This window comes from Rhodomicrobium udaipurense JA643 (assembly GCF_000636015.1).
Taxonomy (GTDB): domain Bacteria; phylum Pseudomonadota; class Alphaproteobacteria; order Rhizobiales; family Rhodomicrobiaceae; genus Rhodomicrobium; species Rhodomicrobium udaipurense.
Map to the genome: position 1 here is coordinate 16,396 of NZ_JFZJ01000005.1, position 22,231 is coordinate 38,626.

Sequence of the window (22,231 nt, forward strand, 5' to 3'; positions counted from 1 at the left end):
TCAAATGTAAAATTCACTGCACGAGGCGGTCGAAAACGATGTCGTGATGAGGAGAGCCGCCAAGCTCATATCCAGCGGCGCACACGCTTTCGATAATCGTAGAACTGCGGGCCGAACCGCGCGGCGAGATAGGCTTCTTCGCGTTTGACGACGCGTTCCTGCATGTAGAGGAGAAGCGCGGGCGCAAGCAGGATCAACCAGAGGTTCCCGAGCGCAAGGCCGAGCCCGACCATGAAGAAAATGAATGTCAGGTAGATCGGATTGCGCGATAGGGAGAAGATGCCGCTTTGCACGAGCGCGGCGGCCTTCTCGCCGGGGAGTATGGCGGTTCTGGCGCGGAACATCTCGCGCGCGGCGAGCACGGCGATGACGAACCCCGCCACCATGATCGCATTGCCCGCGACGATGCTCGCAACATCCGGTTCTCCTGCGAGCAGCGGAAAGAAATGCTGAAGCGCGAAGCCCGCCGCGAGGAACAGCAGAAGCACCACTGGCGGCTTCGGAAAGATTGGTGCATTGACCGGCTCACCGCCCATGTGATCTTTAGTGCTCATCGCTCGCCTCTTATAACAGTGATCCCATGCATAAAGCTGAACGGTTTCCCTCTGTCACGCCGCTTTCGCGCGACCTTGAACCCACTCTTCGCGCGGCCATCGACCAGAAGGCGAAGCCGATCGGCTCGCTCGGCCGCATCGAAACGCTCGCCATCCACGCCGGTCTTATAACGCAATCCTTAAAACCAGATCTGGGTCGCGCGGCGCTTGCGATCTTCGCAGCCGATCATGGCATCGTCGCGGAGGGCGTGACGGCGTACCCGGCCGAAATCTCGACCCTCGTCACCGGCATGGCCTGCGACGGCAAGGCGGGCGGCAATATCGCCGCGAAGGGCGCGGACGTCGAGGTTTTCGTGATCGACGCCGGGCTTCGCCAGCCGCATCCGCCACACCCGCGGCTTACGTCGCGGCGTATCGGCCCCGGCACCCGCGACTTCCTGCTTGAAGCCGCGATGACCGACGACGAACTGGGCGCGGCGCTGCGCATCGGCTTCGAGATCGCGCATGATCTGAAGGCGCAGGGCTTCGGCATGCTCGCGCTCGGCGAGATCGGCATCGGCAACACGAGTTCGGCGGCGCTCGTTGCGCATTGCGTGACGAAGCTGCCGCTCGATATCGTCGTCGGACCAGGCGCGGGCGCGCCACCAGCGGGCCTGCAACACAAGCGCGACGTGCTCGCGCGCTCCTTCACCCGCGCGCCCGTCGAAACGGGCCTCGACGCGCTGCGCGAGTTCGGCGGCTACGAGATCGCCATGATGGCGGGCGCGATGTTCGGCGCGGCGCATGCGCGGCAGGTCGTGATCGTCGACGGTTTCATCGCCACCGCCGCCGCCTGCGCCGCTGTCGCCATCGACCCGAACTTGCGCGATTATCTGCTGTTCTCGCACCAGTCGGCCGAGCCGGGCCACGTCGCGCTTATGCAATGGCTGAACGCGGAGCCGTTCTTCAGCTTCGGCATGCGGCTTGGAGAGGGCACGGGCGCGGTGCTTGTCGTGCCGATGCTACGCATGGCGCAGGCGATGCTCGACACCATGGCCGATCTGCCGGGGCCGCACCCGACGCCCTCCAGATGAGGCCGCGCACGAAATGATCGCCTTCGTCCGCACGGAGTTTTGCCTGTTCCTGAGCGCCGTGCAATTTCTCACGCGGTTGCCGGTGCCGGGGCTGTTCGCCTTCGACCACGCGTGGCTCGACCGCAGCGTGAAATATTTTCCACTGGCGGGCGTGGTGGTTGGCGGCATTTCGGCGGCGGTATTGCTGGCCGCGTCGCTCGTGTGGAGCGGGCCGCTGCCTGCGCTGCTGGCGGTCGCTGCGGGCGTCGCGGCGACGGGCGCATTCCATGAGGACGGCTTCGCCGACTTCTTCGACGCGATGGGCGGCTCGACGAAGGAAAAGCGCCTCGCGATCATGACCGACAGCCGCCTCGGCACGTTCGGCGTGGTGGCGACAGTGTTGAACCTTGGCGTTAAGGTGTTCGCGCTGGCCGCGCTGCCGGTGCCGGTGGCCGCTGCCGCGCTCGTGGCGATTCACGCGGGCGGGCGGCTCGCGGTGATTGCGGCGATGCCGGTGCTGCCCTACGCGAAGCCGGTGGAGGCGGGGAAGATGAAGCCTGCCGGGCATAGCGTCACCGCGCGCGGGCTCACCGTCGCCGCCATATTCGGGCTCGCGCCGCTAGCGCTGCTGCCGCTGCCGCTCGCGCTCGCGGGGCTGGCGGCGGGTGTCGCCGCCGTGCTGTTCATGGGCTGGCGCGCGAAGCGGCTGATCGGCGGCTACACGGGCGATGTGCTCGGCGCGTTCGAGCAGAGTTTCGAACTGGCGTTCCTGCTGGCGCTGGCCGCATGCGTCTGATCCTCGCGCGGCATCCGAAGCCCGTCGTCGAGGCAGGCGTGTGTTATGGGCGGCTCGATCTCGATTGCGATGTACGCGAGGTGGACGCTGCGTTGGCGTGCCTTATGCCGTATGCCAGCGGCGCGGTGGTCTACACAAGCCCCGCGAGGCGCTGTCGCGATCTCGCGCTACGGCTCGATCCGGCGGCGCGTATCGAGCCGCGCCTTCAGGAACTCGACTTCGGCGCATGGGAGGGCGTGCGCTGGGACGCCATCGCGCAATCCGACTTCAACGCATGGGCGAACGGCCTGCCCTATACCACCCCGCCCGGCGGCGAGGCTCTGGCTGCCATGGCCGCGCGGCTGTCGGATTGGCTCGCCGATGTGTCGCGCGATTACGCCGCCGCCGAGCGCGAAGCCTCAGACGAAAGCGGCGGACGCCCGGCGCCCGCAGTTCTGGCCATCACCCACGCTGGGCCGATCCGCGTCCTGCGCGCGCTCGCCGAAGGCATGCCGCTGCTGACGCATTTCGCGCAGCCGGTCCCTTATGGTGAGGCGATTGCGCTGGATATGGCAAAGCTTGGGTTGTAGCGGGAGGCGGCTTTCCTCAAGGCGAGCGGCCTCATAGCCGCTCGCGTCACCGCGGGCCAGCCCTAGCCCTTGATGAAGGCGAGAAGATCGGCGTTGACGGTTTCAGCCTCGGTCGTGGGCATGCCGTGCGGGAAGCCTTTATAGGTTTTCAGCGTGCCGTTCCTGAGCAGTTTCGCGGAGAGCGGACCAGCGTCGGCATAGGGCACAATCTGGTCGTCCTCGCTGTGCATCACCAGAACCGGCACCGTGATCTTTTTCAGATCCTCGGTGAAATCGGTCTGCGAAAACGCGACGACTCCGTCAGAATGCGCCTTCGAGCCGCCCATCATGCCTTGCCGCCACCAGTTCCAGATCACACCCTGCGACGGCTTTGCGCCCGGTCGATTGTAGCCATAGAACGGTCCCGCCGGGACATCATGATAAAACTGCGCGCGATTGGCGGCGATCTGCGCCTGAAAGCCGTCGAAAACCTCCTTCGGCAGGCCGCCCGGATTGGCTTCCGTCTTCACCATGAGCGGCGGCACGGCGCTGATGAGCGCGGCTTTCGACGCCCGGCTTTCGCCGTGGCGCGCGAGGTAGCGAACCACCTCGCCGCCGCCGGTGGAGTGCCCGACATGAATGGCATCCTTCAGATCGAGGTGCTCGGTCAGCGTCGCGAGATCGTCGGCGTAATGATCCATGTCGTGCCCCTCACTCGTCTGAGTGGATCGGCCGTGGCCGCGCCGGTCATGAGCGACCACGCGGAAGCCCTTGCCCAGAAAGAAGAGCAACTGCGCCTCCCAGTCGTCGGCCGAAAGCGGCCAGCCGTGGCTGAAAACGATGGGCTGACCGGAACCCTGATCCTTGTAAAAAATCTCGATGCCGTCTTTGGTTGTGATTACAGGCATGCGCTTGATCCCGATTGTGGACTGTTCACGGAACATCACGCGGACCGACATTCGGTTCCCCGCGCGGCTGAGGCGATGGGATGCGGCGCTCCGATGACCGGAATTGGCAAAACGCGGCGCACTTTCGTCGGAGATGAAGCGAAAACCAGAGCGAGATGCGGAGAAGAGCGAGTATGCGAGGCGCGCCTGCTCAGTCAACGCATGCGGGCAAAGTACAACTTTTTTCTATTCCTGGTTGACGCGACATTAATTTCGGGCTTCCCTAGGCCTTGGTTGGGAAGGCACGAGACATGGACTTCATAGAAGAGTGCAAACGGCGTCAGGCCGCGCTGCTCGACGCGCTGGCGGAAATGAATCAGAGCGAGCTATATGGCGGCGATGAGTTGCAGGCTGCGCGTTTCAGGCAAAATGCGCGCAAAACGATCTCCCTTTACGAGAAGATCATCCACTTGGCCAAAGGCGACACGGTTGGTCACGCCTGACGACTTGCTGGGCGCAGGCTTTGCGCGCCATCGTAAAGCTCACCATAGCTGGCATTAGGCCTCCTCGCCCCAGGGAAGGGCCTTGAACATCTCGATGGAATTTAACAGGCCTAGCGGAGCCCGATGTCGCGGCGATAGAACCCCTCCGGCCAGTTGATGGCCGCCGCCGCCGCATAGGCGCGCGCGCGTGCCTCCGTCGCATCGCGGCCCAGCGCGCTCACATTCAGCACGCGCCCGCCATTGGCCAGAACCGCCCCGTCCTCGCTGCGCTTCGTTCCGGCGTGGAACACGGTAACGCCCGGAAGCGCACCCGCTGCGTCCAGCCCGCGAATGACGCTGCCCTTCTCGTAATCGCCGGGATAGCCTTCCGCCGCCAGCACCACAGTGATCGCGGTTTCGTCGCTCCACTCGGGCGCCACGCCAGAAAGATCGCCTTTGGCTGCCGCGTATAGGATCGGCAGAAGGTCGGACTTCAGGCGAAGCATCAGCACCTGACATTCAGGGTCGCCGAAGCGCACATTGTATTCGATGAGTTTCGGACCATCGGCGGTAATCATCAGCCCCGCATAGAGCACGCCCTGAAACGGCGTTCCGCGCGCGGCCATGGCGTCGAGCGTCGGCGTCACGATTTCGCGCATGACGCGATCGGCAAGCGCGGGCGTCATCTGCGGCGCGGGCGAAATGACGCCCATGCCGCCGGTATTCGGGCCCTCGTCGCCATCGAACGCGCGCTTGTGGTCCTTGCCGCTGCCGAACGGCACGGCTCGCGTACCGTCGCAGATGGCAAAGAAGCTCGCTTCCTCGCCGATGAGCTTTTCCTCGATCACGACGGAGGAACCGCCCTCGCCGAACGCGCCATCGAAACAGGACGCGACGGCGGCTTCAGCCTCGGCAAGCGTCTCGCACACGGTCACGCCCTTGCCGGCCGCCAACCCGTCGGCTTTCACGACGAGCGGCGCACCCTTCTCGCGCGCGTAGGCCATCGCTTCCTCGCGGCTCACGAAATGGCCGTAGGCGGCGGTGGGAATGACGCGCTCGTCGCAGACGGCCTTCGTGAAGGACTTCGACGCCTCAAGTTGCGCGGCGGCGGCCGATGGCCCGAAAACCGCAAACCCGGCGGCGCGGAGATAATCCGCGAGGCCTGCCACGAGAGGCGCTTCCGGGCCGACAACCACGAGGTCGATTGCCGCCTCGCGGCAGAATTCGGCCACCTGCGCGAAATCGTCAGGGCTGGTCGGGCCGGGGGCCGCAATTTGCGCGATCCCTGCATTGCCGGGCGAGCAATAAAAGGTGCCAAGCGCCGGGCTCTGCGTGAGCTTCCAGGCGAGCGCATGTTCGCGGCCACCGCCGCCGATGAGAAGAACGTTCATGCACGCTTCTTAGCAAGAAATCACCGCGCGTTGACACCGAAAAACCACTTTATCAAAGGGATTGAGCGCGAATGCGTCCGAGTTCCTATGCAAATATAGATAAAAACGTCGAAAGCATAAGGCCACGCTCAAGAAGCTTAAAGCCAGCCGAAGATATAGCCAAGTATGATAAGCGGAATCGGCATCCCTATTGCCCAAAGCATAACTCCCTTCATTGTCTTTCTCCTGTTGTTGGAAACGCGAGTAGAACACAGAGCAGGAGGCCCCGTTCCTGTTTCGGACACAGGAACTTCACGGCCTCTTGAGCGTTTGTGAGGGACCATCACATCAAAACGGAGAACCCGACCATGAAGTGTATTTCCACGGCGGCGGCAGTGCTGTTGCTCGCGACGGCGGCTCAGGCTCAGCAGGCTACCCCGCAAGTGCAGCAATCTTCGCCCCCCGGCAACGCGGGGTCCAGCCTCGGAACGCGCGGTCCCGGCGATCCCGGCGCGATGCGAGCGGAGGAATCGAACCGCGCCAGCCGCGATCGAACGGCTCAGACGACGCAGGGCCAGATGGGGACACAGGGCACACAGAGCCAGATGGGCACAGAGGGCCAGATGCGAGATAGCGCTCGCATGGGCTCGTCCGAGCGCTTCCGTCAGACGCAAGGCCCCGATCAATGGCTTGTCGCCAATCTGTGGAACAAGAATGTCTATAATTCCAGTGGCGAGTCCATCGGCAACTTGAACGACCTCGTGATCGACAAGGACGGTCGCATTGCCGCCGTCGTGGTTGGCGTCGGGGGCTTCCTCGGCCTCGGCGAGAAGAACGTTGCGGTGGACTACAATCATCTCAAGCGGGACGGCGGCATCACACCCGACCGCGTCACCATCAACATGACCAAGGACGACCTCAGCAATGCGCCGAGCTTCCAGCGCCATGGCTCGGGCAGCGGAGGCATGATGGGCGGCAGCACCAACCGCTAACATCGACTTTGGGAGAGGGCCTTGCGCCCTCTCTTCTACGGCGTAGCCCACGAGCAAAAGGAAGGAAACCCGTCATGCCAACTGCAAAAAATCTCAACGAATTGTTCTATGCAACGCTCCAGGACATCTATCACGGCGAAAAGCAAATCCTGAAAGCGCTTCCCAAAATGGCAAAACACGCCACCACGCCCGAACTCAAGAAGGCTTTCCAGCTTCACGTCGATCAGACGGAAGGCCAGGTCGAGCGCCTGCAACAGGTGTTCGAAATGCTCGACAAGTCGGCCCGCGGCAGGACCTGCGAGGCCATTGAAGGGCTTGTCGAAGAAGGCAAGGAAGTCATGAGCGAAACGGAGCCGGGCGAAGTAATGGATGCCGGGCTGATTGCCGCCGCGCAGGCTGTCGAGCATTACGAGATCGCGCGATACGGCACCTTGTGTGCGTGGGCCACGCAGCTCGGCATGCCCGAGGCCGCGAAGCTTCTCCAGCAGACGCTGAAAGAGGAGAAGGAAACGGATGCTCTTCTGAACAAGATGGCGATGGGCGGGATCAACAGAAGCGCAGCCTGAAGCCAAGTTCGAGCTAAATTTTGTCGCAAGGCGGGTTCTGCCATGGACCCGCCTTACTTTTTGTGGAGGTGGCGCGTAGCGGGCGGAAGGCCCGTTCGGCGGCGGAGACGGCAGTGTACGGATTTCGGACAGACGTAGGGGCGGCGGCGTGCGCGGCGTTTGCAATCCGGGGGGCCGCATGACCGAAGCTCCGCGACAAGGCACAAACTGGCCCGATCTCTCAGGCCGCGTCGGCGAAGCCGGTCACGTTCTGCCGGTGCGCGTCTATTTCGAGGACACCGATTTCTCCGGCAGCTGCTACCACGCGACTTATCTGCGCTGGTGCGAACGTGGGCGCTCCGACTTCCTGCGCCTTCTCGGCGTGCACCATAACAAGCTGGCGGATGGATCGCTGACGGGCGAGCCCTCGGTGTTCGCCGTGCGTCGCCTCAAGGCCGAATTTCTGCGCGCCGCCCGCATCGACGAGGAGCTTGAGGTTCACACGGACTATGGCACGTTCACCAAGGCGACGATCACCCTCACGCAGCATATCCTGCGCGGCGGCGAGCGCGTGTTCGAGCTTGAGGTGCAATGCGTGCTGCTGTCGCTGTCGGGGCGCGTGCTACGGCTTCCGCCCGCGCTGGTGGCGCGGCTGACGCGTTAAATCACTTACTGAGATTGCGAAAAAAAGCCCCGCGATGCGGGGCTTTTCAGTGGCATGAGGCGGAGCGCCGTCAGGCCGCCGCGTCCGCGAATTCCGGGATCTGGTCGAAATTCATGTAGCGGTATACGTCGCCCGAGGCTTTGTTCACGGCTTCGACGTGCTCCATATATTCCGCCATGGTCGGGATGCGGCCGAGCAGCGCCCCGACTGCCGCCAGTTCGGCCGACGAGAGATAAACGCGCGTGTCGATGCCGAGCCGGTTCGGGAAGTTGCGCGTCGAGGTCGAAAGCGCCGTCGAGCCTTTGCGGATCTGCGCCTGATTGCCCATGCAGAGCGAGCAGCCGGGCATTTCCATCCGCGCGCCCGACTTGCCGAGCACCGAGTAATAGCCCTCTTCCGTCAGGATGCGCGCGTCCATCTTGGTCGGCGGCGCGATCCACAGCCGCGTCGGGATGTCGGACTTGCCCGCGAGGATCTTGCCCGCCGCGCGGAAGTGGCCGATGTTCGTCATGCAAGAGCCGATGAACACCTCGTCGATCTTGTCGCCCGCCACTTCGGACAGGGTCTTCACGTCGTCCGGGTCGTTCGGGCAGGCGAGGATCGGCTCCTTGATGTCGGCGAGGTCGATCTCGAACACGGCGGCATAGTCGGCGTCGGCGTCCGGCTCGATCAGGCTCGGCGCGGCGATCCACGCTTCCATCGCGCCGATGCGGCGAGCGAGGCTGCGCGCGTCCTCATAGCCGTTCGCGATCATCCACCGCATGAGCGCGATGTTCGAGCGCATATATTCGATGATCGGCTCCTTGCTGAGCCGCACGGTACACGCCGCCGCCGAGCGCTCAGCCGATGCGTCGGAGAGTTCGAACGCCTGCTCCACCTTGAGGTCCGGCAGCCCCTCGATTTCGAGGATGCGGCCGTTGAAGACGTTCTTCTTGCCCTTTTTCTCGACGGTGAGAGCGCCGGCTTTGATCGCCGCCAGCGGGATCGCGTTCACGAGGTCGCGCAGGGTGATGCCGGGCTGCAACTCGCCCTTGAAGCGCACGAGCACGCTTTCCGGCATGTCGAGCGGCATGACGCCGGTCGCCGCCGCAAAGGCGACGAGGCCCGAGCCCGCCGGGAACGAGATGCCGATGGGGAAGCGCGTGTGGCTATCGCCGCCAGTGCCGACCGTGTCAGGCAGCAGCAGGCGGTTCAGCCACGAATGGATGACGCCGTCGCCGGGGCGCAAGGACACGCCGCCGCGCGTGGCGATGAAGCCCGGCAGGTCGCGATGCGTCGTCACATCGACCGGCTTCGGATAGGCCGCCGTGTGGCAGAAGGACTGCATCACGAGATCGGCGGAGAAGCCGAGGCAGGCGAGATCCTTCAACTCGTCGCGCGTCATCGGGCCGGTGGTGTCCTGGCTGCCGACGGTTGTCATCTTCGGCTCGCAATAGGTGCCGGGACGAATGCCGGTGCCTTCCGGCAAACCGCAGGCGCGGCCGACGATCTTCTGCGCGAGCGTGTAGCCCTTGCCGGTGTCGTGCGGCACGGCGGGCAGGCGGAACAGCGTCGAGGCCGGAAGCCCCAGCGCTTCGCGCGCCTTCGCGGTCAGCCCGCGCCCGATGATGAGCGGGATGCGGCCGCCCGCGCGCACCTCGTCGAAGATCACCTCGGACTTCACCTTGAATTCCGCGATGACTTCGCCGTTCTTCAGTGCCTTGCCTTCATACGGGCGAAGCTCGACTACGTCGCCCATGTCCATCTTCGAGGCGTCGAGTTCGATCGGCAGCGCGCCCGCGTCTTCCATCGTGTTGTAGAAGATCGGCGCGATCTTGGAGCCGAGGCAGACGCCGCCAAAGCGCTTGTTCGGCACGTAGGGGATGTCCTCGCCCGTGAACCAGAGAACCGAGTTCGTCGCCGATTTGCGCGAGGAGCCGGTGCCGACCACATCGCCGACATACGCGACGGGGTAACCCTTCGCGACCAGCGCTTCGAGCTGCTTTACCGGGCCGCGCGCGCCGGGTTCGTCCGGCTCGATGCCGGGACGCGGGTTCTTCAGCATGGCGAGCGCATGCAGCGGGATGTCGGGGCGCGTCGATGCGTCAGGCGCGGGCGAAAGGTCGTCCGTGTTGGTTTCGCCGTTCACCTTGAACACGGTGACGGTGAGCGAGGCGGGCACTTCGGGACGCGAAGTGAACCACTCCGCGTCGGCCCAGCTTTGCATGATGGCCTTCGCGTTGGCGTTGCCGCGCTCGGCCCGCTCCTTCACGTCGTGGAAATAGTCGAACACGAGAAGCGTTTTTTTCAGCGCGTCGGCGGCGACCGCGCCGACTTCGGCATCGTCGAGAAGTTCGATCAGCGGCTTGACGTTGAAGCCGCCGAGCATGGTTCCGAGAAGCTCCGTGGCCCGCGCCCGCGAAATGAGCGCGTTCGCTTCGTCGCCCGTCGCGACGGCGGAGAGAAACGCCGCCTTCACCTTCGCCGCGTCGTCCACGCCCGCCGGGACGCGGTACGTGATGAGATCGAGGAGAAACACCTCCTCGCCCGTAGGCGGGTTGCGCAACAGCGCGACGAGGTCTTCCGTCTGCTGGCGACTGAGCGGCAGCGCGGGAATGCCGAGCGCGGCGCGTTCGGCGGCGTGGGCACGGTAAGCTTCAAGCATGGTGTAGTCCTTGGAGGTCGGCGGCGGCGCATTGTCTTTGTGAGCCAAGCGGCGTCACGAGGCAAGCAACACTGGAATTGTTTCAGGGAAGCCGAACCTCGCCTTCCCTGAAACTCGCGTGAAAACAGACGGACTGCGCAGTTTCGTGGTGCCGCTTCTTAACGGAGACTCTCCAGCGCTGCGTTGAGTGTCGCGCTTGGCCGCATGGCGGCGGAGGCCTTCGCGAAGTCCGGTCGGTAATAGCCGCCGATTTCCACGGGGTGTCCCTGCGCCGCGGCGAGTTCGGCCACGATCTGCGCTTCGTTCTCTGTCAGCGTCTTCGCCAGCGGCGCGAACAGCACTTGCAGCGCCGCGTCTTTCGTCTGCGCAGCCAGCGCCTGCGCCCAATACATCGCGAGGTAGAAGTGGCTGCCGCGATTGTCGATGCCGCCGATCCTGCGCGCCGGGCCCTTGTCGTTCTCAAGCACCTTCGCGGTGGCCTGATCGAGCGTTTCCGCCAGCACCTCCGCCTTTTCGTTTCTATATGTCTGGCCGAGATGTTCGAGCGAGACGCCGAGCGCGAGATATTCGCCGAGCGAATCCCAGCGCAGATAGCCGTCTTCCTGGAACTGCTGGATGTGGCGCGGAGCCGAGCCGCCCGCGCCGGTCTCGAACAGGCCGCCGCCGTCCATCAGCGGCACGATGGAGAGCATCTTCGCGCTCGTGCCGAGTTCGAGGATCGGGAACAGGTCTGTGAGGTAGTCGCGCAGCACGTTGCCGGTGACGGAAATCGTGTCCTCGCCCTTGCGGATGCGGGCGAGCGTGAAGCGCATCGCGTCGTCGGGCGACAGGATACGGATGTCGAGGCCGCCCGTGTTGTGGTCCTTGAGGTAATGCTGCACCTTCGCGATGACCTCCGCATCATGGCCGCGCTTCGGGTCGAGCCAGAAAATTGCGGGCAGGCCGCTCGCGCGGGCGCGGTTTACGGCGAGCTTCACCCAGTCCTGGATGGGCGCGTCCTTCGCCTGACACATGCGGAAGATGTCGCCGTGCTGCACTTCCTGTTCGAGGATGACGTTGCCGTCCTCGTCGATGGCGCGCACCTTGCCGTGGCCTTCCACGATCTCGAACGTCTTGTCGTGGCTGCCGTATTCCTCGGCCTGCTGCGCCATGAGGCCGATATTCGACACGCTGCCCATGGTCTTCGGATCGAACTGGCCGTGCTCTTTACAGTCGTCGATCATCACCTGATAGATCGTCGCGTAACAGCGATCGGGGATCATCGCGAGCGTGTCGGCGGTCTTGCCTTCCACGTCCCACATCTTGCCGCCTTCACGGATCATCGCGGGCATGGACGCGTCCACGATAACGTCACTCGGCACATGCAGATTGGTGATGCCCTTGTCTGAGTTCACCATCGCAAGGGGCGGGCGCTTCGCATAGACGGCCTTGATGTCGGCCTCGATCTGGGCGCGCTTGTCTTCGGGGAGCTTGCCAAGCTTGGCGTAAAGGTCGCCGAGGCCGTTGTTCGGGTTGACGCCGATGTCCTTGAAGGTTTCGGCATGCTTCTCGAACACGTCCTTGAAATAGACCGACACCGCGTGGCCGAACATGATCGGATCGGACACCTTCATCATCGTCGCCTTGAGGTGCAGCGAGAGCAGCACGCCCTCGGCCTTCGCGGCCTCGATTGCATCCGCGTAGAACGCGCGCAACGCGTCGCGGCTGATGAAGGCGGCGTCGATGATCTCACCCGCCTTGTAGCGCACCTTCTTCTTCAAGACATGCGTGTGCCCGTCCTCGCCGAAGAACTCGATCATGAAGGAGCCATCGGCGGTCATGGTGATGGACTTCTCGCTGCCGTAGAAGTCGCCGCCCGCCATATGCGCGACGTTCGTCTTCGAGCTGGCCTTCCACGCGCCCATCTTGTGCGGATGGTTCTTCGCGTATTGCTTCACCGACGGAGCGGAGCGGCGATCCGAATTGCCTTCGCGCAGCACCGGGTTCACGGCCGAGCCGAGCACCTTCGCGTAACGCGCCTTGATTTCCCGCTCGGCGTCGGTCTGCGGCTCTTCGGGGTAATCGGGCAGATCGTAGCCCTGCCCCTGAAGCTCCTTGATCGCGGCCTTGAGCTGCGGCAGCGAGGCCGAGATGTTCGGCAGCTTGATGATGTTCGCCTCGGGCCTCTTGGCGAGCGCGCCGAGCTCGGCGAGCGCGTCCGGCTGGCGCTGTTCCGGCGTGAGCGTATCCGCGAAGGTCGCGATAATGCGGCCGGCAAGCGAGATGTCCTTCTCGACGACCGAAACACCGGCTGTCTTCGTGAACGCCTGAACGATGGGCAGGAGCGAATAGCTCGCTAGCGCCGGGGATTCATCGGTCTTGGTCCAGACGATGCTCGGTGCTTCTTTGGTCATGCTGTCAACCTCAGTCAATGGTTCCGGCCAAGCTTAGCCGCTCCGCAGCCGAATATCACGGAACAAACCCGTGGGGCTGGGGCGGAAAAGCCGAAAAGTCATCTCGCCGCATGGACGTTTCCGAAAGACGATGGCGGTTCGCCGCCATTCTTCTTGTGGCATTCGGTAGCGCGGCCGCTCATTCCGGGGGCAATGAATCGCCGCGTTTCGACCGAATGTAACATGATGTTGTCGCCTGCGACGATGTGAAATCGCGCATGGAAAACACGCCCGGCGAGGCGCATTCTTGGCCTCAAGCGCTGGCACACGGAAGACAAATGCTTGTGAGGCTCGCGCGCAGCATGCGACGTTGCGTGCGACCTCGCTCTATCGACGCCCGTGCGAGGCAACCTGTTGAACCGCACCCTCCGTTCCGCTTCCGACGTGTCGGAAATGCGACAAAAGGGATCTTCGATCCATTCCAGATTTGACATTTATCAAGGATCGCAGGCACTTGCCGCATTGGCACGAGCGTTGCTTTGCCTTGAGCGAATGCAGGTTACAGCAGAAAGGCTCCGCCGCATGATCTACCTAACGGAAGCCGCAGCAAACGCCGTTCGCACCGCCATAAAGGGCGCGGACACGCCCATCGAAGGGTTGCGCCTCGCCGTGGACGCGGGGGGATGCGCGGGCTTCAAATACCTGATGGGTCTCGTAGCCGACCCGAACCCCGAAGACATCGTCGTCGAAGAGCGCGGCGTTAAAGTCTTTGTGGATCGCGACAGCGTCCAGATGCTCGAAGGCACCACCGTGGATTTCGTGATCGGCCTGCAAAGCTCGGGCTTCACCTTCGATAATCCGCAAGCGACGGCGAGCTGTTCTTGCGGTAAATCGTTCGGCTGACAAAAGGAATTAATCAATGTTCGAAGTCATGGAACGCGCCGAAACTATTGCATGCGGCGCTCCGGTCGAAACGGCCGAAGAAACGAAACTGCGCCTCATTCGCGAAACCATCGAAGAACTGCGTCCGCATCTGAAGCGCGACGGCGGCGATTGCGAACTGCTTGAGGTCGAGGGCAACATCGTGAAGGTCCGGATGACGGGCGCTTGCGTCGGCTGTCAGCTTGCGTCGGTCACTGTGCACGGCATTCAGGCCAAGATCATCGCGAAGCTCGGCTATCCTGTGCGGCTCATCCCCGCGATGGGCGGCCACTAGCTTTAGAAAGAAGGGGCAAATGCATCCGGTCTATCTGGACAACAACGCCACCACGCGGCTCGATCCGGCCGTGCTGGCGGAGATGCTTCCTTTCTTCACCCAGCATTTCGGCAACGCTTCGTCGATCCACGGCTTCGGCAAGGAAGTGGGTGCGGCCATCCATCGGGCGCGCGATCAGGTGCGGGCGCTGATCGGTGCGGCGCAAAGCCACGAGATCGTCTTCACCTCGGGCGGCACCGAGTCGGACAACACGGCGCTTCTGTCGGCGCTCGAAATTCAGACCGGCCGCAACGAGATCGTGACATCCGCCGTGGAGCACCCGGCGATCCTCGCGCTCGTGCAGCATCTCCAGCGCCATCGCGGCGTCACGGTGCATGTCATCGGCGTTGACGGCAAGGGGCGTCTCGACATCGACGCCTATCGCGCCGCGCTCGGACCGAAGACCGCCATCGCCTCGATCATGTGGGCAAACAACGAAACCGGCACGATCTTCCCCGTGGCGGAGCTTGCGCGACTTGCGCATGAGGCAGGCGCGCTGTTCCACACCGACGCGGTTCAGGCTGTCGGGCGCATCCCGATCGACGTCAAGGCCGCCGATGTCGACATGCTGTCGCTTTCGTCGCACAAGTTTCACGGCCCGAAAGGGATCGGCGCGCTTTATATAAAGAAGGGCGTGGCCTTCCATCAACTCGTTCGCGGCGGCAAACAGGAGCGCGGACGGCGCGCGGGCACCGAGAATGCGCCCGGCATCGTCGGGCTCGGCAAGGCCGCCGAACTCGCGCTGAAGCGCCTGCAAGGCGGCGGCTGCGAGCGCGTGCGACAGATTCGCGACGCTTTCGAGATTGCGACACTTGGTCGCATAGATGATGCGTTCGTTGCCGGCGACATCGAGAACCGGCTTCCGAATACATCGAATATCGTGTTTGACCGCGCCGAGGGTGAAGTGATCCTGCTGGAACTGGATAAGGCTGGTATTGCAGCGTCCTCCGGTTCCGCTTGTGCTGCGGGTTCAACAGAGCCATCTCATGTTCTGCGGGCCATGAAGGTGCCTTACGCCGCCGCTTTGGGGGCGATCCGCTTCTCGTTCGCGCATACCAGCACGGACGAGGATTTGGGGCGTGTTCTTGCCAAACTGCCCGCGATAGTGGAAAAAGCGCGTGAAGCCTCTGGCTTCGCTGCGACGATGGGCGAGATGGCGCAAGCTGGGCTTGGCGCCGGGGTTCGATAGGGGAGGGTGCTGTGTATCTGCCGGAAGAAGTTCGGGTTACGGACAGCAGGGAAGCGACATGCCGGGTCGAAGCGAAGCTTCGCGATGCGGGCCTGCGCCCGACGCGGCAGCGGATCGATCTCGCCAAGCTCCTGTTCAAGGAAAAAGACCGCCACGTAACGGCGGAGGAACTTCACGCCGAAGCCGTCTCCAACAAGATGGCCGTGTCGCTCGCCACCGTCTACAACACGCTGAAGCAACTCACCGAATGTGGGCTGCTGCGTGAAGTCGCGATCGAGGGCTCGAAAAACTACTTCCACACCAAGATCTCGGATCATCAGCACTTCTATTTTGAGGAAGAAGGCCGCCTTGTCGACCTTGAGCCCGAGAACGAAGTGACGGTGACGGTGCCGAAGTTGCCGGAAGGCATGAAAGTCGCTCGTATCGACGTGCTGATCCGGCTGGTGAAGGCGCGGTAAATTTGTGCGGCTAAGGCGTGGGCGCGTTCGCCAGGACGCGCGACACTCCTGTTGTCGCGGCTGCGAGCGCTCGTTGCCAAGGTTGGCGGTGCCGGTACATCGCGAAAAGGCGTGGCGGGGTGGATGTCATTTGATCCGCATCCGCAGGGGGCTCATCATGCCCCGGTGCCGACGCTGTCGGGCATAGACCGAACAGGTTTGCGCGCAACCTGTTCGAATCCGATTCCAAGTCCTGACCCGCCAAAGCAGACGACGCTGTGGCATGTTCAACGAGGAAGGGCGCGCTTTTATTCCATCAGCGACGGACGCTCCAGCACGCGCTCTTGACGGTTCCCGTTACGAGAACCGCCGCGCGTAGGAATACCTTACACCGAAAGCTTCGCCACATACCCCGGAAGCGCAAACGCCGCCTTGTGAACGTCGGGCGTGTAGTATCGCGTGGGGATCCCCGAAGCCGCGTGCCGCTTCGCGATCTCGTCCAGCGGCGTGTCGCGCAGGCTCGTGTCGTTCGAAGCCCAGGCCAGCGCGAACGGCCCGCCGAAATAGGTCGGCTGGTCCACGAGATAGGTCGCACGGTCGGCGAAGATCGTGCTGAACAGTTCCATCGTGCCGCGCAGATGGTCCGGGTGCATGAATGGCAGGCCGTTCTGCGTGATGAGCACGCCCGGCTTGTTCAGCGCCCGCGCACAGCCCTCGAAAAACCCGCGCGTGAACAGCACGGCCGCAGGGCCGACCGGCTCGGTCGAGTCGACGATGATGGCGTCGAAGCGCTCGTCCGTTTCCGCCACATACTTCACGCCGTCGGCGATGATCACCTCCGCGCGCGGATCGTCGAACGCGCCTTGCGACACTTCGGGCAGGTGCTCCTTCGACAGGTCGACCACAGTGCGGTCGATGTCGACCAGCACGCAGCGCTCCACGCTCTTGTGCTTCAGCACCTCGCGCATGACGCCGCCGTCGCCGCCGCCAATGATGAGCACGCGCTTCGCACGCTCCGCGCCGAGCGAGAACAGCGGCACATGGGACATCATCTCGTGATAAATGAACTCATCCGTCGTGCTGAGTTGCACCACGCCGTCGAGCATCATGACGCGCCCGAAGGTCTCGTTGTCGAAGATGATGAGATGCTGGTGCTCTGTCTGGTTCTCGTACAGCACGCGATCCGCCTTGAGCGCACAGCGAAAATTCGGATGCAGCGTTTCTTCGACCCAGCGCGTCATGTCTTGTCTCCCGGCGCGTACCCGCGCTTGAAAGCCAGGTTCTTGGTCGTCAGAACCTGAACGGTTTCACTTTTCTGGTTTGTCGTTTCCATGCGGAAGGTGATGATCGCCTGGTTCGGCTTCGAAGCCGAGGGCGTGACGTCGATCACCTCGCATTCAACGGACAGTTCGTCGCCCGGGCGCACCGGCCTCGTCCACGAAACCTCCGCGCCGAAGCCGACCCAGCCGCCCGCCATCGCCGGACCATTCTCGACCAGCAGGCGCATGGTCAGGCCGAGCGTATGCCATCCGCTGGCGGCCAGACCCTTGAAAATGCTATGCTTCGCCGCTTCCGGGTCCGTGTGGAACGGCTGCGGATCGAATTCTTTCGCGAAGGCGATGATCGCCTCCTCGGACACCGGGATTGGCCCTGCGGCGAACCGCCTTCCGATGTGGAAGTCTTCCAGATAAAGCAAAGTCTCAGGCATCGACGATCGCTCCCGCCCCTCATTTGCTCTGGAAAATAGACTGGCGATGCGCGCGCTACAACTGGCGCGACGCATCGACTTGTGGACCGCGCCGGAAAAGCGCGGTCACAGATGTGTGGCAACGGTTCGTTGCGAAAAAAGGAAACGCCCCGTCGTGCGGGGCGCCTGGAAGCGGAATTGCCTCGCACGAGGCGAGGCTCCGCGGCCGCGCTTACGCGGCGAGTTTCATCTGCGTGGCAGCTTCCTGGCCGCGCAGGATCTCCTTGACGATGATCTCGTCCGGTTCGAACGCTTCCCGAAGCACTTCGATCGCCAGATGGGGCTTGGCATGGCCGCACATGAAAAGATCAAGTGCCGCATAGCCGTATTCCGGCCAGCTGTGGATCGAAATATGCGATTCGGACAGCACCGCCACCCCAGACACGCCACCATTGGGCGTGAAATGATGCAGGTGGATATGCAGGAGCGTAGCTCCCGACACCTCGATGCACCGCCTGAAGGTTTGTTCGATGTGGTCGATATCGTCCAGCCGAGTGCCATTCAGCACGTCGACCAAGAGGTGCGTTCCGGCGAATCTCACGCCGTTGCGCTCACAGAAATAGTCTTTACGATCCTCGCCGTCCGTATGCGTGACGACAAGGGCATGCTTTTCTTCCGTTTGGGCGGTGCTTGAACCTCGATCCAAGTCCATCCCCAATTGGAAGAGGGCGTCATGGAATGCCATGATGGCGTCCTCCCCAACCAGTAGATGTCCAGATGTGAACAGGGGGGGTATTTGCATCGCATTGCCCCCCAATTCAAGAGAAAAATTGCATTCGGCCCCAAAATATTTGCCGCAGATGTTTTTGGGGGATGGCTCGGAGGGCATTTCGTCCGGTCGTTTTCGCTAACACTTTAATATCGCTAGAGCTTTTTTAGGGCCTCTTTTGGGGCGGCCTTGAGCGGAGGCGACAGGTTCTTTTGAGAGGCGACACCCCCAACTTCCAAAAAATATTTCTCAATAGCCCCGTTATCGGATGACGATATTCTAATCACCCGGCCTGGTTGTGGGTTTAGGGGCGGCGGCGCGCCGAAGACGATCGTTGATCGCCTCTCCTAGCCCCGCTTCGGGGATCGGCATGACTGCGATGCGCCCGGGCTTCTCGGCGTCGAGTGCGCGCAGGCAGGCGAAAAGGTTCGCGGCAGCTTCACGGAGATCGCCCGCGCGGCTGAGGTTCAGCGCGTTCTCCGGCGCGGCGGGGCCAAACCCCAGGAGGGTTTCCCCGGGCCGCGCCTCGCGCGCATCGAGGCGCACGCTCGCATTCGGCGCGTAATGGCTCGCGAGCTGCCCCGGCGCGGTGACGCCGTCCCCCTCGCCCCGATCCGCGAGCCGCAAACCGAGCGCGGCTTCCACGTCCTCCCGCGCGACGGCGCCGGGCCGCAGCAGCGTCGGGCGCGGCTTCAGCGCAACGATGGTCGATTCGAGGCCCGCGTCCGCCGCACCCCCGTCGAGGATCATGTCCACGCGCCCGCCGAGATCTTCGGCGACGTGAGCCGCGCGCGTCGGGCTGATGCGTCCGGAGATGTTTGCGCTCGGCGCGGCGACGGGCACGCCCGCCGCTTCGATGAGCGCGCGCGCCACGGGATGACGCGGCACGCGAATCGCCACCGTATCGAGCCCCGCCGTCACAAGATCGCTCAGCGGCGGCTCGGCGTCGGGCCTCAACGGCAGCACCAGCGTCAACGGTCCCGGCCAGAAACGCGCGGCCAGCGCGTCGGTTTCAGCGTCGAACATCGCGAAGCGCCGCGCGGCGGCCGCGTCCGGGACATGCACGATCAGCGGATTGAAGCGCGGGCGGCCCTTCGCCTCGAAGATACGCGCGACCGCCACGCCGTTCGTCGCGTCCGCGCCGAGGCCGTAAACCGTCTCCGTGGGGAAGGCCACGAGGCCGCCCGAACGCAGGATGTGCGCGGCCTTCTCGATCGCCGTTCCATCGGCGTTCTCGATCATCAGTGTTACCTTGTTCTGGAGCAATTCTGTTTAACGGGAGTGCGTTTCAGATTAAGGTATTCATCTTGCGCCCCGTGGAAAACAGCAAAAACGAATGGGCGTGCCGACCCCGACTTTCCAGCCTGGAGGAGCCATGACCTATCGCGTCCCCGTCGCGGACATCGCATTCACGCTCGACCACATCGCGGGCTTCTCCCGGCTGATCGATGGCGGCCTTTTCGAAGACCTCGACATGGACACGGCGCGGGCCATTCTCGAAGAGGCTGCGCGGTTCGCGAACGAGGAACTTGCGCCGATCAACCGCGCGGGCGACACGCAGGGCGCGCGACTCGTCGATGGCAAGGTGGTGCTGCCCGAAGGTTTCACTGAAGCCTACGCGAAGTGGGTCGAGGCGGGCTGGGGCAGCTTTACCGCGCCGAAGGAGCACGGCGGCCAAGGCTTGCCCGTCTCGCTCGGCATGGCCGTCGCGGAGATGTGGCACGGCGCGAACATGGCATTCGGCCTCAACCCGCTTCTGACGCAGGCGGGCGTTCACGCGCTCATCGCCCACGGCGCGCACGCCCTTCAGACGCAATATTTGCCGAAGCTTATCTCGGGCGAATGGACCGGGTCGATGCAGCTCACGGAGCCGCAGGCTGGCTCAGATCTGCGCTCTCTCAAGACGCGCGCCACACCCGTCGGCGACGGCACCTACAAACTCACCGGCACGAAGATCTTCATCACCTATGGTGAGCATCCGATGACGGATAATATTATCCATCTCGTGCTCGCGCGGCTGCCCGACGCACCTTTCGGCACCAGGGGTATCTCGCTATTCGTCGTTCCGAAGTTCATCCCGAACGCGGACGGCTCGCTTGGCGAGCGCAACGATGTCGTGGCAGCGAAACTCGAACACAAGCTCGGTATTCACGGCAGCCCCACCTGCGTCATGAATTTCGGCGATCGGGGCGGCGCTACGGGCTGGCTCGTCGGCGAGCCGAATGGCGGCCTCAAGGCCATGTTCACGATGATGAACGAGGCGCGGCTCGGCGTGGGCATCCAGGGTGTCGGCATCGGCGAGCGCGCGTTCCAGCAGGCGCTCGATTATGCACGCGACCGCAGGCAGGGCGCGGCCGAAGGCAGCGCCGCGGATGCGTCCGTCGCCATCATCGAGCACCCGGACGTTGCGCGCATGCTGCTTAACATGAAGTCGAAAACCTCCGCAGCCCGCGCCATCGCCTACACGACCTCGGTCGCCATCGACATCAGCCACCGTGCGGCGGACGCGAGCGAGAGGAAGCGCGCGGCGAACGAAGCGGCGCTGCTGACGCCCATCGCGAAAGCCGTCTCGACGGATTTCGGTGTCGAAACGGCGTCCGAAGGCATTCAGGTGCATGGCGGCATGGGCTTCATCGAGGAGACCGGCGCAGCGCAGCACTATCGCGACGCCCGTATCGCGCCGATCTACGAAGGCACGAACGGCATTCAGGCCATCGACCTCGTCACGCGCAAGCTGCCGCTCGCGGGTGGTGAAACCTTCCGCGACTTCCTCGCCGGATTGAAAGAAACCGCGCGCGAGGTTGCCTCATCTAACGACGACGGGCTGGGCCACACGGGCGAATGTCTCTGGGAGAGCATCACCGCGCTCGAAGAAACGGGCGGCTGGCTGACGCGGCAACTCGCAGAGAACCGGGCCGCCGCGCTTGCCGGCGCGACGCCGTTCCAGCGGCTGTTCGGCTTCGCAGCGGGCGGCGCGCTGCTCGCCAAGGGCGCGCTTGCGGCGACGCGCGGCGGCGAGAGCCATGGCCGCAACGCGGAGGCTGTCGTCCTCGAAGCGCGGCACTTCGCCGAAAGTCTGATGGGCGAAACAAGTGGATTGAAACATGCTGTCACCCACGCACATGAAACGGTAGCGCGCGGCGGCGCAGTGCTTGGGGAGCGCTAGGCCGATGGCAGAGCATGTGACTGTCGCACGCGAAGGCGCGGTGCAGATCGTCCGCTTAAACCGTCCGGAAAAGAAAAATGCGCTCACGGCGGCGATGTATGCCGCGCTCGGTGATGCCCTCAGGGCGGCGCGTGAGGACGCGGACATCGGCGCGACGCTCGTGCTCGGCCACCCCGGCATCTTCTGCGCCGGCAACGACATGGCCGACTTCCTCGCCGCATCGCAGGGCGGCGGCATGCTGGCTGCCTATGCGCTGATCGAGGCGCTCGCCGAACACGACAAGCCGCTCCTCGCAGCCGTGGATGGCCCGGCCATCGGCATCGGAACGACGCTGATGTTCCATTGCGATCTCGTCTTTGCGAGCGGGCGCGCCACGTTCCACACGCCGTTCACCGATCTCGGCCTTCTGCCGGAGGCGGGGTCGAGCCTGCTCGGTCCGCGCACCATGGGACACGCGCGCGCATTTGAACTGCTCGTCGCGGGCGCGCCGTTCGGCTCGGAGCGGGCGAAGGAAGCGGGCATCGTCAATCACATCGTCGCATCGGAAGAGCTCGAAGCCGCTGCGCGTGCATCCGCCGAAGCAATCGCGAAGAAGCCGCGCGAGGCCGTGCGCATCGCGAAGCGCCTGCTCCGCGGCGATCCAGCTCCGCTCAAGGCACGTATGCAGGAGGAAGGTGCGCTATTTCTTGAGCGCGTGCGATCGGACGAGGCCCGACAGGCGTTTATGGCGTTTCTACAGAAAAGCGCGCGCTGACGGACGGAAGGCCAGCTAATCGTCATCGCGCAGGTACGGGAAACGCGGCGGACCAATAAAAAAGATGA

22 protein-coding genes are annotated in these 22,231 nt (G+C 63.7%); 13 read left to right on the top strand and 9 right to left on the bottom strand.

Annotated elements, in window-relative coordinates; genetic code table 11:
* Positions 1–65: 65 nt before the first annotated feature.
* Positions 66–554, bottom strand: coding sequence for a methyltransferase family protein (locus T281_RS01615; RefSeq protein WP_081796525.1), 489 nt, complete (start codon positions 552–554; stop codon positions 66–68).
* 26 nt (positions 555–580) lie between these two features.
* On the opposite strand from T281_RS01615, the gene cobT reads away from it, so the two are divergent.
* Genes cobT through T281_RS01630 form a run of 3 tightly spaced genes read left to right on the top strand, consistent with a single transcriptional unit; the run spans position 581 to position 2,971 of the window.
* Complete coding sequence (gene cobT, locus T281_RS01620; protein ID WP_037233099.1) at positions 581–1,627, top strand: nicotinate-nucleotide--dimethylbenzimidazole phosphoribosyltransferase; 1,047 nt, start codon at positions 581–583, stop codon at positions 1,625–1,627.
* 13 nt (positions 1,628–1,640) lie between these two features.
* On the top strand, positions 1,641–2,402 hold the full coding sequence (cobS, locus tag T281_RS01625) for an adenosylcobinamide-GDP ribazoletransferase (RefSeq protein ID WP_037233102.1): 762 nt from the start codon (positions 1,641–1,643) through the stop codon (positions 2,400–2,402).
* Positions 2,393–2,971, top strand: coding sequence for a histidine phosphatase family protein (locus T281_RS01630; protein WP_052036913.1), 579 nt, complete (start codon positions 2,393–2,395; stop codon positions 2,969–2,971). Before cobS ends, T281_RS01630 begins: the two co-directional genes overlap by 10 nt.
* A 62-nt stretch (positions 2,972–3,033) precedes the next feature.
* Here the strand turns inward: T281_RS01630 and T281_RS01635 are convergent, their stop codons facing one another.
* Positions 3,034–3,858: an alpha/beta fold hydrolase gene (locus T281_RS01635; protein WP_037233215.1), complete on the bottom strand. Its 825-nt coding sequence runs from the start codon at positions 3,856–3,858 to the stop codon at positions 3,034–3,036.
* 290 nt (positions 3,859–4,148) lie between these two features.
* Between T281_RS01635 and T281_RS01640 the strand changes: the two genes are divergently transcribed.
* Positions 4,149–4,340: a hypothetical protein gene (locus T281_RS01640; protein ID WP_037233105.1), complete on the top strand. Its 192-nt coding sequence runs from the start codon at positions 4,149–4,151 to the stop codon at positions 4,338–4,340.
* 110 nt (positions 4,341–4,450) lie between these two features.
* On the opposite strand, the gene purD is transcribed toward T281_RS01640, so the two are convergent.
* Positions 4,451–5,710 carry a phosphoribosylamine--glycine ligase gene (purD, locus tag T281_RS01645; RefSeq protein WP_037233107.1) on the bottom strand — a complete coding sequence of 420 codons (1,260 nt, stop codon included), beginning with the start codon at positions 5,708–5,710 and terminating at the stop codon, positions 4,451–4,453.
* A gap of 347 nt (positions 5,711–6,057) precedes the next feature.
* Here purD and T281_RS17315 point away from each other — a divergent pair, with 347 nt between their 5' ends.
* The 3 genes from T281_RS17315 to T281_RS01660 all read left to right on the top strand — a co-directional run bounded on the left by T281_RS17315 (position 6,058) and on the right by T281_RS01660 (position 7,890).
* A complete protein-coding gene (locus T281_RS17315) occupies positions 6,058–6,681 on the top strand; it encodes a PRC-barrel domain-containing protein (protein WP_245269124.1) in 624 nt (207 codons plus the stop codon).
* Positions 6,682–6,755: 74 nt separating this feature from the next.
* Entirely contained in the window at positions 6,756–7,247 is a 492-nt protein-coding gene (locus T281_RS01655) for a YciE/YciF ferroxidase family protein (protein WP_037233110.1), read from the top strand.
* Between the two features lie 178 nt (positions 7,248–7,425).
* The gene (locus tag T281_RS01660) at positions 7,426–7,890 is read left to right on the top strand and encodes a YbgC/FadM family acyl-CoA thioesterase (RefSeq protein WP_037233221.1); all 465 of its coding nucleotides are present in this window, start codon (positions 7,426–7,428) and stop codon (positions 7,888–7,890) included.
* 70 nt (positions 7,891–7,960) lie between these two features.
* Here the strand turns inward: T281_RS01660 and acnB are convergent, their stop codons facing one another.
* Both acnB and T281_RS01670 read right to left on the bottom strand, forming a co-directional pair.
* Positions 7,961–10,582 carry a bifunctional aconitate hydratase 2/2-methylisocitrate dehydratase gene (gene acnB, locus T281_RS01665; RefSeq protein ID WP_245269125.1) on the bottom strand — a complete coding sequence of 874 codons (2,622 nt, stop codon included), beginning with the start codon at positions 10,580–10,582 and terminating at the stop codon, positions 7,961–7,963.
* 110 nt (positions 10,583–10,692) lie between these two features.
* Positions 10,693–12,927, bottom strand: a complete 2,235-nt coding sequence (locus T281_RS01670; protein ID WP_037233113.1) for an NADP-dependent isocitrate dehydrogenase — start codon at positions 12,925–12,927, stop codon at positions 10,693–10,695.
* Between the two features lie 561 nt (positions 12,928–13,488).
* On the opposite strand from T281_RS01670, the gene T281_RS01680 reads away from it, so the two are divergent.
* From T281_RS01680 to irrA, 4 genes are read left to right on the top strand one after another with little or no spacing between them, the layout of a single operon-like run.
* Positions 13,489–13,809: a HesB/IscA family protein gene (locus T281_RS01680; RefSeq protein WP_037233240.1), complete on the top strand. Its 321-nt coding sequence runs from the start codon at positions 13,489–13,491 to the stop codon at positions 13,807–13,809.
* A gap of 16 nt (positions 13,810–13,825) precedes the next feature.
* Positions 13,826–14,122 carry a NifU family protein gene (locus tag T281_RS01685; RefSeq protein ID WP_037233117.1) on the top strand — a complete coding sequence of 99 codons (297 nt, stop codon included), beginning with the start codon at positions 13,826–13,828 and terminating at the stop codon, positions 14,120–14,122.
* 19 nt (positions 14,123–14,141) lie between these two features.
* Complete coding sequence (gene nifS / locus T281_RS01690) at positions 14,142–15,350, top strand: cysteine desulfurase NifS (RefSeq protein ID WP_037233118.1); 1,209 nt, start codon at positions 14,142–14,144, stop codon at positions 15,348–15,350.
* A gap of 11 nt (positions 15,351–15,361) precedes the next feature.
* Positions 15,362–15,808, top strand: coding sequence for an iron response transcriptional regulator IrrA (irrA, locus tag T281_RS01695; protein ID WP_037233119.1), 447 nt, complete (start codon positions 15,362–15,364; stop codon positions 15,806–15,808).
* 365 nt (positions 15,809–16,173) lie between these two features.
* On the opposite strand, the gene speE is transcribed toward irrA, so the two are convergent.
* The 4 genes from speE to T281_RS01715 all read right to left on the bottom strand — a co-directional run bounded on the left by speE (position 16,174) and on the right by T281_RS01715 (position 19,485).
* Positions 16,174–17,028 (bottom strand): polyamine aminopropyltransferase, encoded by an 855-nt coding sequence (speE, locus tag T281_RS01700; protein WP_037233121.1) that lies wholly within the window; start codon positions 17,026–17,028, stop codon positions 16,174–16,176.
* Positions 17,025–17,495 (bottom strand): MaoC family dehydratase, encoded by a 471-nt coding sequence (locus T281_RS01705; RefSeq protein WP_013419602.1) that lies wholly within the window; start codon positions 17,493–17,495, stop codon positions 17,025–17,027. The genes speE and T281_RS01705 overlap by 4 nt, the downstream gene beginning before the upstream one ends.
* Before the next feature lie 211 nt (positions 17,496–17,706).
* On the bottom strand, positions 17,707–18,219 hold the full coding sequence (gene speD / locus T281_RS01710; RefSeq protein WP_037233124.1) for an adenosylmethionine decarboxylase: 513 nt from the start codon (positions 18,217–18,219) through the stop codon (positions 17,707–17,709).
* A 303-nt stretch (positions 18,220–18,522) separates the two neighbouring features.
* Positions 18,523–19,485, bottom strand: a complete 963-nt coding sequence (locus T281_RS01715; RefSeq protein ID WP_037233126.1) for an L-threonylcarbamoyladenylate synthase — start codon at positions 19,483–19,485, stop codon at positions 18,523–18,525.
* 133 nt (positions 19,486–19,618) lie between these two features.
* On the opposite strand from T281_RS01715, the gene T281_RS01720 reads away from it, so the two are divergent.
* Both T281_RS01720 and T281_RS01725 read left to right on the top strand, forming a co-directional pair.
* Entirely contained in the window at positions 19,619–21,409 is a 1,791-nt protein-coding gene (locus tag T281_RS01720) for an acyl-CoA dehydrogenase family protein (protein WP_037233129.1), read from the top strand.
* Positions 21,410–21,413: 4 nt separating this feature from the next.
* On the top strand, positions 21,414–22,163 hold the full coding sequence (locus tag T281_RS01725; RefSeq protein WP_037233132.1) for a crotonase/enoyl-CoA hydratase family protein: 750 nt from the start codon (positions 21,414–21,416) through the stop codon (positions 22,161–22,163).
* Positions 22,164–22,231 lie beyond the last annotated feature (68 nt).